Genomic DNA, 12,659 nt, shown 5'->3' with positions numbered 1-12,659 from the left:
AACCTATTTTTTTACTCCTGATTTCCCTACTTTGCGTCTGATTACTTCATTATCATATTTAATTCCTTTACCCTTATATGGTTCAGGCACTCTCAAACCTCTAATCTCAGCAGCAACCTGTCCAACTCTACACTTATCTATACCCTCAACAGCAATTTTGGTATTACCATCAAGTCGAATATTAATTCCTTCGGGAATCACATACTCAAATTGAGTTGAATATCCTAAGTTAAAAAAAAGACTTGTTCCTTGTTGCTCAACCCTGTACCCTATACCACTAATAGTAAGAGATTTTGAAAATCCATCAGATACTCCTTTAACCATATTAGAAATTAAACTTCTATAAAGTCCATGAAAAGCTCTTGTCTGTTTATCGTCAAAAGAACGCTCAACAATAATATTACTATCCTCAACTCTAACCTTAATGCTACTCTTTAGTTCTTGGCTTAATTTGCCTCTCTTGCCTTCAACTGTTACTATGTTGTCTTTAATATCAACCTTCACAGAATCAACTATCTTTATAGGAAGTTTACCAATACGTGACATATTTACCTACCTCTTAACCTTACCAAACTGAGCAAATTAGCTCACCACCTACTTTATTATCTTTGGCTTGCTTGCCAGTAATAACACCTTTTGAAGAAGACACTATTAATATGCCATACCCATTCTTTATCCTTGGCATATTTTTGTATGAAGAATAAACTTTTCTACCAGGAGTCGAAATAGCATCTATTCTATTTATAGCCGGATTTCTCTTATTATCATAATTTAGTATTGCCTTAATAAAAGAAATGCCTTTCTTATCAAAGATATTATAATTCTTAATATATCCTTCTTCCTTCAGAATGTCTAAGATAGATTTATTTATTTTAGACATCTTTAAGTCTACAGACTCATGCTTAACCCTACTTGCATTTCTTATCTTAGTTAACATATCTCCCACTGAATGCGTAACAGCCATAAATTCTCCTTACCAGCTTGATTTTGAGACACCAGGAATTAATCCTGCAGATGCATGATTCCTAAAGCATATACGACACATACCAAAATCTCTCATATACCCCTTTGGACGCCCACATAACTTACATCTATTTTTTTGTCTCGTTTTATATTTTGGCTTCCGTAAGGCCTTAACTATCATTGATTTTTTAGCCATAAATAAAAACTCCTTTAATTACTAAATGGCATACCAAACTTCGAAAGCAAAGCTTTACCCTCTCTGTCGTTTAAAGCCGTAGTTACTATTGTAACATTCAAGCCAGATATCCTCTCTATTTTATCATAATCTATCTCAGAAAATATTATTTGCTCTGCTATTCCAAAAGAGTAATTACCATTGCCATCAAATGCATTGCCATTTACACCTCTAAAATCTTTAACACGAGGTAACGCCAAATTAATAAGTTTATATAAAAACTCATACATAATATTACCGCGAAGAGTAACCTTAGCGCCTATCTCTTGACCTTGTCTAATCTTAAACCCAGCAATGGCTTTTTTGGCCTTTGTCTTAACAGCCCGTTGACCAGTGATTTGACTAAGCTCATAAACAGCTGAATCTAAAAGCTTTTTATTTTTAACAGCATCACCAACTCCCATAGAAACAATAATTTTTTCTATTTTTGGAGCTTGCATAATAGATTTATATTGGAACTCACTAACAAGCTCTTTTATAATATTATCTTTATAATGCTTCTTTAACGCAGGAACATAACTCATAAGCTAAACATTCTCCCCATTCTTTTTAAGGTATCTCTTTTTTTCATTATTTTCAAATTTAAACCCTATTCTTGAAGCTATACCACTTGAAAATAACATTACATTTGAAATATCTATAGGTGCTTCCTTATCAATTATCTTGCTCTTCTCTTGAGGGGTTCTTGCCTTGACAACCTTCTTAACCATATTACAAGACTTAACAATAACCTTAAGATTTTTCCTATCAATGCTAACAACCTCACCCGTTTTACCTCTATCCTTACCACAAAGAATTTTTACATTATCGCCTACTTTCAACTTCGTCTTCATAAATAGCCCCTTATATCACCTCTGAAGCCAATGAGACAACTTTCATAAAATTAGCATCCCTTAGCTCTCTTGCAACAGGTCCAAAAACTCTCTTACCTCTTGGATTCAAGTTAGCATCAAGTATAACACATGCATTATCATCAAATCTAACATAAGTCCCGTTCTTCCGTCTTATCTCTTTTGAGGTCCTAACAACTACGGCTTTATGTACCTCGCCTTTCTTAATAGGTGAATTGGGAATTGCTTGCTTCACAGCAATAACTATTATGTCTCCAACCCTAGCAGATCGTTTTTTACTTCCACCAAGAACTTTTATGCACTCTGCTATCTTACCACCCGTATTGTCAGCAACCGTTAAATATGTCTGCATCTGTACCATAATTAATCTCCTCTACAAAAATAACTGAAATTATTTTGACTTCTCCAAGACTTCAACAAGCATCCATCTTTTTTCTTTACTAATAGGCCTGGATTCAATAATCTTTACCTTATCTCCAAGTTTTGATTCTTCTCTCTCATCATGAGCCTTTACTCTTCTGCTAACTTTTAAGTACTTATGATAGATAGGATGCATTTTCCTTTGAACAATTTCAACAACTATTGTTTTACTCATCTTATCACTAACAACCTTTCCAATTAGCTCTTTCTTATTTTCCCTTGCCATAAAACTTAAACCTTCCTAATACCTATTTCATATTCATGAACTATTGTATTAAGCCTTGCAATATCTCGCCTCAGCTCTCTTTTTTTTAAAGGATTCTCAACATGACCAACCACAGCCTTAAATCTTAAGTCCATATATTCTTTTTTTAAAGACAATCTCTTAGCTTTTATATCTTCAAGAGTAAGATCCCTAAATTTTTTCAACATAACTCACCTCAAATCTCGCCTTACCACAAATGTAGTTTTAACCGGGAGCTTAGAACTGGCAAGCATCATAGCTGCCTCAGCAAGTTCTCTAGGCACTCCAGCCATCTCAAACATAACGGTTCCAAGCTTAACAGGAGCATTCCAATGATCAACACCTCCCTTACCTTTACCCATTCTCGTTTCAGCTGGCTTTTTAGTATAAGGCACATCTGGAAATATTCTGATCCAAACCTTACCCCCCCTCTTAACTCTACGTGTCATAGCAACACGAGCTGCTTCAATCTGCCGTGCAGTAATAAAATATGTCTCAAGAGAAACAAGTCCATATTCTCCAAAAGATATCTCGTTACCCTTCTGAGCCTCTCCAGAAAGTCTTCCTCTTTGCTTCTTCCTATATTTAACCTTTCTAGGACTTAACATTTAACGCTCCTTAAAGATTCTAGACATCAGAACCATTTTTCTTTTTAAAACTACTATTGGATTTAGATCCAAATTCTAATTTTTTTCTAGAAAATTTATCGTCATTGACAACTTTTTTACTCTTATCATCTACTCTATTTTTGTCAAAATACTCACTCTTTTCTCTCGAAGTTTTTTTGTTAATTACCTGACCAGCATCTGAATTAGTCTGTTTTCCTAAAACTTCTCCCTTAAACAACCAAACTTTAACACCAATAACACCATAAGTTGTCTGAGCTTCGGCAAAACCATAATCTATATTAGCTCTAAGAGTATGTAAAGGAATACGTCCTTCTTTAACTTCAAAACTTCTGGCAATCTCAGCCCCACCAAGCCTGCCTGAAACTTTAATTTTTACCCCTTGAACACCTTTGGAAATAGAAGATAAAAGTGAAGACTTTAAAAGTTTTCTATAAGAAGCTCTATTTTCTAGTTGCTTTGCTATTCCATTAGCAACAATTTGCGCATCAAATTCTGGCTTCTTAATCTCTTTTATTTTAATATTAATTTTTTTAGATATTTTTCTAGTTAATAATTGTCCAATTTTTTCAAGATTGGCGCCCTTAACACCAATAACAGAACCAGGTCTTGGAGTGGAAATTATTACTGTTACTCTTTGAAGATTATTTCTAATAATCTCTATATCAGAAATATCAAACCTAATTCCTTTAAGAAACTTCATAGTTTCCCGTCTTATTAAGAAATCTTCGTGAAGAATCTCAGAATATAACTTTTTATCAAAATACCACTTTGATTTCCAATCCCTATTGATCTTAATTCTTAAACTGTAAGGATGTACTTTTTGACCCATATCTTATTCTCCACCATACATCTTTTCATAAACTTCAACAAAAATATGACAACTTCTGTTAACAAGCCTATCTGCTCTACCTCTAGCTCTAGGCCAAACGCTCCTACGCCTTCGCCCATCGTCTACCATGACTGTTTTTATAAAAATCATATCTTCAGAAAGATTTCTGTTATGATACATAGCATTCGATGCGGCTGATTTGACCACCTTACCTAAAAGTTTAGCACATTTATTGGGCATAGAACAAAGTATCGCAACAGCTTCACTGTAAGGCTTACCTCGTATATTATCGGCTATAGGCCTTACTTTTTTTGGAGAAGATGGCAAATTTTTGCCTCTTGCAGTATATCTTCTATTTACAAACATAAACTCTACTTCCTTCCCTTCTTATCTGATTTAGCATGTCCCCTAAAAATTCTTGTAGGTGAAAATTCCCCAAGCTTATGCCCAACAAGATCTTCAGTAATATACACAGGAATAAAAGACTTCCCATTGTAAACAGATATAGTAAGACTTACCATCTCAGGAATTATTGTTGAGGCTCTAGAATAGGTTTTAATTACCACCCTTTTCTCTCTGCCAGAAGAGGCTAAAACTTTTTGATAAAGACTCTTTTCTATAAAAGGTCCTTTTTTAATAGATCTTGCCACTACACACTCCTAATTATTTCTTCTTTTAATGATAAATTTATCTGAGTACTTATTTTTCTTACGAGTCTTATATCCCTTAGTTGGCTGTCCCCAAGGAGATACAGGATGACGACCACCAGAAGTCTTACCCTCACCACCTCCATGTGGATGGTCGATAGGATTCATCGCAACACCTCTTACCTTAGGCCTTTTACCAAGCCATCTACTCTTACCAGCTTTACCAATAGAAACATTTATATAATCTTCATTGCCAACTTCTCCAAGAGTCGCTATGCATTTTTTAAAGATCATTCGCATCTCACCTGATGGAAGCTTAACTGTTACATAATCTCCCTTAGAAGCAAGCACCATCGCATAGCCTCCAGCACCTCTTACAAGCTGTCCACCTTTTCCAACATTAAGCTCAATGTTATGCACTGCTTTACCAACAGGAATGTCCTCAAGTGGCAAAGCATTGCCAATCCTTATTGGAGCATTTGGACCACTCTCCAAAATATCACCGACTTTAATTCCTTTAGGAGCAATAATATATCTTTTATCCCCATCTCTGTAAACAAGCAAAGCTATATTAGAACTTCTATTTGGATCATACTCAATAGACACAACTCGAGCAGGTATACCAAACTTATCCCTTCTGCCAAAGTCAATCTCTCTATACCGTCTTTTATGTCCTCCACCTCTTCTTCTAACACTAATTCTTCCAGAAGAATCTCTTCCAGCCCTAGATACCTTCCCTCTAGTTAAAGACTTCAAAGGACTATTACCCTTACTTAACTCATCAAAAGATAAAGTTGTCTTATAACGTAAAGATGAAGTTTTTGGCTTATAAGTCTTAATACCCATATTTTTCTCCAAAACCACTAAAAAATATCTATCTTATCTTCTTTTTTAAGATAAACATACGCCTTTTTCCATGAAGAAGTTTTTCCCTTACCAATAGGATAACCTTTCCTTGACACAACCATTTTAACCTTGCTCTTAACATTAAGCAAATTACATGATATTGGAGTAACATTAAAAAGCTCTTTAATCGCAGCGCCAATCTCTTTTTTATTTGCTTGCTTCCTAACCTTAAAAGCATAAACATTCATATTCTCTCTTTGAATATTAGTTTTCTCAGTAAGCATAGGCGAAATTATTATATCATAAGCTTTCATAATTCATCCTTACTATCCCTTTTATTTAACATAAAGCTCATTAAGTCCATTAATAGCAGACTCAAGTGCTATTAAATTTTTAGCATAAAATAAATCAACAACTCTAAGTCTATTAAAAGATAAAATCTTTAAATCTCTTATATTTTTTCCTGCTCTTTTAACCATTTGATCATCATTACCCAATAAAATTACTGTTTTACCATTAATCTTTATAAAATTTTTCATTATTAAAGCAAGATCTTTTGTCTTTCCTGATTCAATAGTAAAATTTTCAACAATTTTTAATCTATCTTCTACAGATACACACAGACTAAGAACAGATCTAAAAGCAAGTCGTTTAACTTTTTTTGGAAGCTTATAACTATAATCCCTTGGTTTTGGCCCTAAAGCTACACCTCCACCAACCCAAACAGGATTTCTCTTAGTACCGACCCTAGCACGTCCTGTACCCTTTTGTTTCCAAGGCTTCTTTGAACTACCCCTAACCTCAGACCTAGTTTTAGTTGAAGCTGTTCCAACCCTAAGATTGGCTAGTTCATTATTAATAGCATTATATATAGAACCATAACTAATATCTATATTAAAAACTCCTTCCTCTAAATTTATAGTTCGGAGTTCTTGTCCATCCTTAGAAAAAACTTTTCTTTCCATACTAAACACCCACTTTTTTCGCCTTTTTAACAATAACAAAAGAACCCTTAACCCCTGGCACAGCTCCTTTTACCAAAATGGCTCTTTTCTCTTCATCAATAAAAACAACTTCAAGATTTTGAATAGTTTGTTGCTCTCCACCCATTCTGCCAGCCATTTTAGTTCCCTTAAAGGTTCTAGCAGGTGTAGTAGCTTGACCTGTACCACCAAGATGTCTATGAAACTTAGAACCATGAGAAGATGGACCACCACTAAAATTATGCCTCTTCATAGCCCCTTGAAAACCTTTACCCTTAGTAGTACCAGTAATATCCACATACTTAATCTCCCTAAAAGCATCAAGTCCGATCTCATCGCCAGCATCATAACCTTTAAGACCCTTAAATTCTATCACATATCTCTTAGGTTCAACATTCTCTAAGTTTTTATACTGACCTCTTATAGGCTTTGAAATTTTAGAACTCCTAAGATCGACAGAACCCATTATCAGAGCATCATATCCATCTCTTTCTACCGTTTTTTTTCCTATAACATAATTGGGCTCAAATTCTATCACCGTAACAGGCACCACAACTCCATTGCCTTGAAAGACCTGCGTCATGCCAACTTTTTTTCCAATCAATCCCAACATTAAAACACCTCAAATTCATAACTTAAAAAATCTATTTACTGCTTAATATCAACCTCCACTCCTGCAGGAAGCTCTAATTTCATTAAAGAGTCCATCAAAGCAGAAGTAGGCTCTAAAATATCAATAAGCCTCTTATGAGTTCTCATTTCAAACTGTTCTCTTGATTTTTTATTAACATGAGGAGAACGCAAAACAGTATATTTTTTTATCTTTGTCGGCAAAGGAATAGGACCTTTAATTTGTGCCTTAGATTTTTGAACAGCCCTAACAATAGACTCAGCACTCTGATCTAATATCTTAACATCAAAACTAAAAAGTCTTACCCGTATCTTATCTTTAGTAATCAATTTATTCTCCTAAACTTTAGAGATATACAAACCTCTAAACCCTACACTATTCCAATATTTCAAGAATTCTTCCTGAAGCAACAGTTCTACCGCCTTCTCTAACAGCAAATTCAACATTCTTATCCATAGCTATTGAAGATATAAGTTCAACAACAATATCAACATTATCCCCTGGCATAACCATTTCTTTGCCCTCTAAGCTAACCATACCTGTAACATCTGTTGTTCTAAAGAAAAACTGTGGTCTATATCCTGAAAAGAATGGTTTATGTCTTCCGCCTTCTTCCTTAGTTAGACAATATATAGAAGCCTTAAACTTCTTATGAGGAGTAATTGTACCAATAGCAGCAATAACCTGACCTCTCTCAATATCCTTTTTATCAACACCTCTTAACAAAAGACCAACATTATCCCCTGCTTGACCTTGCTCAAGAATCTTTTGAAACATTTCAACACCAGTAACGGTTGTCTTCCTAGTTTCTCTAATTCCAACGATTTCAACTTCTTGTCCAACTTTAATAACACCTCTCTCAATACGACCAGTAGCAACAGTACCACGTCCAGAGATAGAGAAAACATCTTCAACAGCAAGCAAAAATGGTTTATCAATATCTCTTTGGGGAAGATCAAAATAATTATCCATAGTTTCAAGAAGTTCCTTTATGCATTTTGTAGCTTCAGGATCATCAGGATTTGACATAGCTCCAAAAGCTGAACCCTTTACTATTGGTGTATCACCAGGAAATCCATATTTTTCAACAAGCTCTAAAACTTCAACTTCAACAAGTTCAACAAGCTCAGGATCTGCCAAATCTAGTTTATTTAAAAATACTATTATTTTATTTATCCCCATTCGCTGAGCAAGAAGTAAATGCTCTTTTGTCTGAGGTTCTGCTCCACTATCAGCAGCAACCAACAATACCGCAGCATCCATCTGAGCTGCACCTGTAATCATATTTTTAATATAGTCAGCGTGGCCAGGACAATCAACGTGAGCATAATGCATTCCTGCAGTTTCATACTCAATATGTCTGGCATTTATTGTTATTCCTCTTGCCTTCTCTTCGGGCGCATTATCAATATCTTCATATTTAAGCGCCTTAGCATCTTTATTTACCTTTGAACAATAAATACTAATAGCAGCGGTTAATGTTGTTTTACCATGGTCAACATGCCCTATTGTGCCCACATTCATATGCGGTTTTGTTCTCTGAAAGACTTCCTTAGCCATGAATCACCTCCCAAAATTTGTAATCTAAATCTTTATCTATTCTTCAAAACTCTTATTGTTAAGAATCTTATTTTGTTTCTTTATAAAAAGATACAATAATCACACACTAAGTAAAACTACTATATTTACAAAAAACATAACTTTTTAGAAATTGACCCGATTTCCGTGTTTTTCTAAAAGAATCCTTAATAACTCCATTAGTTTACATATTATTTAGAATATAGTCAATACATTTAACATGTTAATATAAAAAAATTAAAAATAAGCAACATTGCACAAATGAACAATTGACAATCATAAAGATAATTTAAATTTTAAGAAAAAAAATGATATGAATACTAAAATCTACCAATCATTTCATGCTTATCATTAAAAAGGTTACAATAAAATAACAATATGTCACAACACAATTTGGAAAAAAGACTATTAAATATTTTTACAATATTCATTGTATCCATAACTACATCATGTATAAAAAACAATTCTGTTAAATCAAAAGAAATTAGCAGAGAGATTACTCATATTATTAGCATAAAAAAAGATACAGAAAAGATTGAAATCGTAAAATTTCATACTAACAATAAAAACGAATTAATCATTACTCTTAAAAATAATAAAAAAATAGCTATAAAGCAAAATTCATTAGCAATTTTTAAGAAAGGAAATAAAACCGGCCATATAATTAAAGAAGGCCTTAAAGCAGGAGAAGAAAAAACCTTTAAATTAAAAATCAATACCAATAAGAGACAAAAAAACATATTTTATATATTTTTAAAACAAGATTAATTTATCAAGATCTATTAATGGTCAATTTTGTATAATTTCTCTACTTACCAAAACCAATTTATCTACTCTTGATTCCTAATAAGATTAACATACAACGAACGTAAAATGAACCAATCCGAATTTGAACATCGATCTTATTGTGCCTTCGCCCAATATTTAGTAAAAGTCAAACACAACAAGATAATCAAAGCCACATAATTTGAAATTATAAAAGCATATCCCAACGAATCTTCCATAAATCCAAAATATTGCAAAATAAACACAGCTGGCAAACGAATAATCCAAAGACGAATACAGATAACAATCATAACAAGCTTTGTAAAGCCTGCTCCTATCAATCCTCCAAAAAAAACTTGTTGCAATCCAAATCCAACAGCTCCAATCGATGCCAATAAAAAATAACTATTAGCATAACCAACAACTTCCAAATCATTTGTAAAAGTTTCTATTATAATCTCTTTAAAAGATATTAAAAATGATGCAACTGTGATCATTATTATCAAGGTAACAAAAAATCCCTTTTTTAAAATATCTTCTACCCTGCTAATATTCTTTGCACCAAGATTTTGTCCAACAATCGCAATAATTCCAGTACCAATACTCATTCCAGGAAGAAGTAAAAAAGAAATAATATTATTAGCCATACCATAAGCAGCTAAAAACTTTGAGCTGATTTGAATTACAATGTAATTAAAAATTAAAAACGACAGGGAAGCCATCATCTGTCCAAAAATTGCCGGAAATCCCAAATTAATAATATTTTTTATTATAATAATATCTGGAGCAATGTCTCTTAAACGCACTTTAAGTCCGCAATTTAGTCTATAAGTTAAAAAAAAATAAGAAAAAACTGTCATTAATTTTGAAAAAAGAGTAGACCAAGCAGCACCGGCAATACCTAAACCAAAAGTAAACATTAAAATTGGATCAAGAATAAAATTAATAACATTTGCAACCAAAATCAGCATCATTGCAATGACAGTCTCTCCTTGAGCATTTAATATGTACACAACGGAAACACTTAAAAACATTACTGGTATCGCATAGATTACGACATAAAAATAAGATTTTGTAAGTTCTCTAAGTTCACCACTTACATTCATAATATCTAAAATTGAATCTATAAAGACTAAAACTAAAACTGCAACAAACAAAGACAATACAAAATTTAAAAAAATTAATTGCCCTGCATATTTTGAAAACTTAGAAAAAGTCTCTTCTCCAATACATCTAGACATTAATGATACACTTCCTATAGCCATTCCCATAGCAAAAACCATAATAAAGAAATTAATAGGACCAGTAAGAGATAATGCGGCAAGTGGCATAACTCCAAGTTTCCCAACATAAAACATATCTACAAGCTCATAAAAAGCCTGAAGAACATTAGTTATCACGATAGGAAAACTAATAACTAAAAGCACTCGATATAAATTGCCTTCTAATATTAATTCCCTCGTTTTAGTTCTACTTAATAACATAAAGAACACACCTTGGATTTTATTATACTGATAAATTGTCAAATTCTATAAAAAAAATGCTTTATTGAACTTTATAAAAATAAATAAAACAGATTAAGAAAATTATGAAAAAACTTTCTTCTTTCATAAACACCAAAGATATACAAATGCATAAAACACTGTATTTTGTAATGCAAAACACATAGACTAATCCATAAATCTGGATAATACTAACAATAACATTTTTTTATCTTGTCTATAATCAAATAAAAATAAAATTTTTCACCTCTCTTCCACTCTCGTAATCTTTGCTCCTAAAGCACCTAACTTGACAACAACATCCTCATATCCTCTTTCAATTTGATAAACATTTTGAATACGACTCTCACCTTCAGCACAAAGAGCTGCAATAAGCAAAGACATGCCAGCCCTAACATCAGGAGAAGATACATTACTTCCTTTAAGAATGGTTTTTCCTGTGACCACCACACGATGGGGATCACAAAGGACGATCTGAGCACCCATTTTAATAAGTTTGTCTACAAAAAACATTCTTGATTCAAACATTTTCTCAAAAATAAGAACAGTTCCGTGAACTTGAGTCGCAGTTACTATCATTATACTCATAAGATCTGTTGGAAAAGCTGGCCAGGGCCCATCATCAATTTTGGGAACATGTCCCCCAAAATCCAATTTCACCTTCAAATCCTGTTTTTCTTTGACATATATATTTTCATTGTCATACTCAAAATTAATGCCAAGCCTTGAATATACATGACTTATTAAAACAAAATTTTTAGGATCAGCTTTATTAATCTCAAGCTCACCACCCGTTAATGCAGAAAGACTAATTAAGGAACCTACCTGCATGAAATCAGCACCTATACGAAATCTAGTACCACTTAATTTTTTTACACCCTTTATTCTAAGAACATTAGAACCAATACCAGAAATATCAGCACCCATAGAATTCAACATGTTACACAAATCTTGCACATGCGGTTCACATGCAGCATTAATTATTACAGTCTCACCAAAAGCAAGAACAGCAGCCATAATAATATTTTCAGTAGCAGTAACTGATGCCTCATCTAAAAACATATAAGCACCAACTAACTTATCTATTTCCAAAACAATCCGTTCACCCTCTATCAACCTAGCACCAAGCTTGCCAAGTCCATAAAAATGAGTATCAAGACGTCTCTTACCAATAACATCTCCACCAGGAGGAGCAATGTCGATTCTACCACATCTAGCAATCATAGGACCCAAAAACAAAATTGAGGCCCTAATTAAATCCGTCAAGGAAGAATCTATCTCGGTCTTCACAACATTTAAAGCCTTAATTTTAAGAGTATCACCTTCCCTTAATACTTCAGCCCCTATATCCTTTAAAATGCTTAAAATAACTTCTACATCTTTAATATCTGGAATATTTTCTAAAATAACTTCCTCATCTGTAAGTAATGTCGCTGTAATGCAAGGCAAAGCCGCATTCTTATTTCCACTAGCTGTTATCTTTCCACCTATTTTAAAACCACCCTCTACAAGATAGCTATACATTATTACCTCCAC

Annotated in this window: 21 protein-coding genes; 1 reads left to right on the top strand and 20 read right to left on the bottom strand. The window is 33.3% G+C overall.

The features are described 5' to 3' along the window. Positions 1-3: 3 nt before the first annotated feature. The 18 genes from rplF to tuf are packed head-to-tail and all read right to left on the bottom strand — an operon-like array spanning position 4 to position 8,838. Complete coding sequence (gene rplF / locus BT0_RS02480) at positions 4-546, bottom strand: 50S ribosomal protein L6 (RefSeq protein WP_011772440.1); 543 nt, start codon at positions 544-546, stop codon at positions 4-6. Between the two features lie 19 nt (positions 547-565). Next, on the bottom strand, positions 566-964 hold the full coding sequence (rpsH, locus tag BT0_RS02475) for a 30S ribosomal protein S8 (protein WP_011772439.1): 399 nt from the start codon (positions 962-964) through the stop codon (positions 566-568). A 9-nt stretch (positions 965-973) separates the two neighbouring features. Further along, positions 974-1,159, bottom strand: coding sequence for a type Z 30S ribosomal protein S14 (locus tag BT0_RS02470; RefSeq protein WP_011772438.1), 186 nt, complete (start codon positions 1,157-1,159; stop codon positions 974-976). A gap of 14 nt (positions 1,160-1,173) precedes the next feature. Beyond that, positions 1,174-1,722: a 50S ribosomal protein L5 gene (gene rplE / locus BT0_RS02465; RefSeq protein ID WP_011772437.1), complete on the bottom strand. Its 549-nt coding sequence runs from the start codon at positions 1,720-1,722 to the stop codon at positions 1,174-1,176. 3 nt (positions 1,723-1,725) lie between these two features. Next, positions 1,726-2,031, bottom strand: coding sequence for a 50S ribosomal protein L24 (gene rplX / locus BT0_RS02460; protein WP_011772436.1), 306 nt, complete (start codon positions 2,029-2,031; stop codon positions 1,726-1,728). 10 nt (positions 2,032-2,041) lie between these two features. Continuing rightward, entirely contained in the window at positions 2,042-2,410 is a 369-nt protein-coding gene (gene rplN / locus BT0_RS02455; RefSeq protein ID WP_011772435.1) for a 50S ribosomal protein L14, read from the bottom strand. Positions 2,411-2,440: 30 nt separating this feature from the next. Beyond that, positions 2,441-2,695, bottom strand: a complete 255-nt coding sequence (rpsQ, locus tag BT0_RS02450) for a 30S ribosomal protein S17 (protein ID WP_011772434.1) — start codon at positions 2,693-2,695, stop codon at positions 2,441-2,443. A 5-nt stretch (positions 2,696-2,700) separates the two neighbouring features. Then, a complete protein-coding gene (rpmC, locus tag BT0_RS02445; protein ID WP_011772433.1) occupies positions 2,701-2,901 on the bottom strand; it encodes a 50S ribosomal protein L29 in 201 nt (66 codons plus the stop codon). A 3-nt stretch (positions 2,902-2,904) separates the two neighbouring features. Further along, positions 2,905-3,321 (bottom strand): 50S ribosomal protein L16, encoded by a 417-nt coding sequence (gene rplP / locus BT0_RS02440; RefSeq protein WP_011772432.1) that lies wholly within the window; start codon positions 3,319-3,321, stop codon positions 2,905-2,907. Positions 3,322-3,340: 19 nt separating this feature from the next. Next, positions 3,341-4,171 carry a 30S ribosomal protein S3 gene (gene rpsC / locus BT0_RS02435; RefSeq protein ID WP_011772431.1) on the bottom strand — a complete coding sequence of 277 codons (831 nt, stop codon included), beginning with the start codon at positions 4,169-4,171 and terminating at the stop codon, positions 3,341-3,343. A 3-nt stretch (positions 4,172-4,174) separates the two neighbouring features. Beyond that, positions 4,175-4,537, bottom strand: coding sequence for a 50S ribosomal protein L22 (gene rplV, locus BT0_RS02430; RefSeq protein WP_011772430.1), 363 nt, complete (start codon positions 4,535-4,537; stop codon positions 4,175-4,177). Positions 4,538-4,542: 5 nt separating this feature from the next. After that, entirely contained in the window at positions 4,543-4,821 is a 279-nt protein-coding gene (gene rpsS, locus BT0_RS02425) for a 30S ribosomal protein S19 (protein ID WP_011772429.1), read from the bottom strand. A 9-nt stretch (positions 4,822-4,830) separates the two neighbouring features. Then, positions 4,831-5,664: a 50S ribosomal protein L2 gene (gene rplB, locus BT0_RS02420; protein WP_041178485.1), complete on the bottom strand. Its 834-nt coding sequence runs from the start codon at positions 5,662-5,664 to the stop codon at positions 4,831-4,833. Between the two features lie 17 nt (positions 5,665-5,681). After that, entirely contained in the window at positions 5,682-5,978 is a 297-nt protein-coding gene (gene rplW, locus BT0_RS02415) for a 50S ribosomal protein L23 (RefSeq protein WP_011772427.1), read from the bottom strand. Between the two features lie 21 nt (positions 5,979-5,999). Then, complete coding sequence (gene rplD / locus BT0_RS02410; protein WP_041178484.1) at positions 6,000-6,629, bottom strand: 50S ribosomal protein L4; 630 nt, start codon at positions 6,627-6,629, stop codon at positions 6,000-6,002. 1 nt (position 6,630) lies between these two features. Next, positions 6,631-7,260 (bottom strand): 50S ribosomal protein L3, encoded by a 630-nt coding sequence (gene rplC / locus BT0_RS02405; RefSeq protein ID WP_011772425.1) that lies wholly within the window; start codon positions 7,258-7,260, stop codon positions 6,631-6,633. A gap of 35 nt (positions 7,261-7,295) precedes the next feature. Further along, a complete protein-coding gene (gene rpsJ / locus BT0_RS02400; RefSeq protein WP_011772424.1) occupies positions 7,296-7,607 on the bottom strand; it encodes a 30S ribosomal protein S10 in 312 nt (103 codons plus the stop codon). Positions 7,608-7,653: 46 nt separating this feature from the next. Continuing rightward, the gene (gene tuf / locus BT0_RS02395; RefSeq protein ID WP_011772423.1) at positions 7,654-8,838 is read right to left on the bottom strand and encodes an elongation factor Tu; all 1,185 of its coding nucleotides are present in this window, start codon (positions 8,836-8,838) and stop codon (positions 7,654-7,656) included. A gap of 411 nt (positions 8,839-9,249) precedes the next feature. On the opposite strand from tuf, the gene BT0_RS02390 reads away from it, so the two are divergent. Further along, positions 9,250-9,624, top strand: a complete 375-nt coding sequence (locus tag BT0_RS02390; protein WP_418214858.1) for a hypothetical protein — start codon at positions 9,250-9,252, stop codon at positions 9,622-9,624. Between the two features lie 134 nt (positions 9,625-9,758). Here BT0_RS02390 and BT0_RS02385 read toward each other — a convergent pair whose 3' ends face one another. Together BT0_RS02385 and murA are read right to left on the bottom strand one after the other, a co-directional pair. Next, entirely contained in the window at positions 9,759-11,105 is a 1,347-nt protein-coding gene (locus BT0_RS02385; RefSeq protein WP_041178483.1) for an MATE family efflux transporter, read from the bottom strand. Between the two features lie 261 nt (positions 11,106-11,366). Continuing rightward, positions 11,367-12,647: a UDP-N-acetylglucosamine 1-carboxyvinyltransferase gene (gene murA, locus BT0_RS02380; RefSeq protein WP_041178482.1), complete on the bottom strand. Its 1,281-nt coding sequence runs from the start codon at positions 12,645-12,647 to the stop codon at positions 11,367-11,369. Positions 12,648-12,659 lie beyond the last annotated feature (12 nt).

This window comes from Borrelia turicatae 91E135 (assembly GCF_000012085.2).
GTDB classification, from domain to species: domain Bacteria; phylum Spirochaetota; class Spirochaetia; order Borreliales; family Borreliaceae; genus Borrelia; species Borrelia turicatae.
This window is presented reverse-complemented; position numbering and strand designations above follow the sequence as displayed.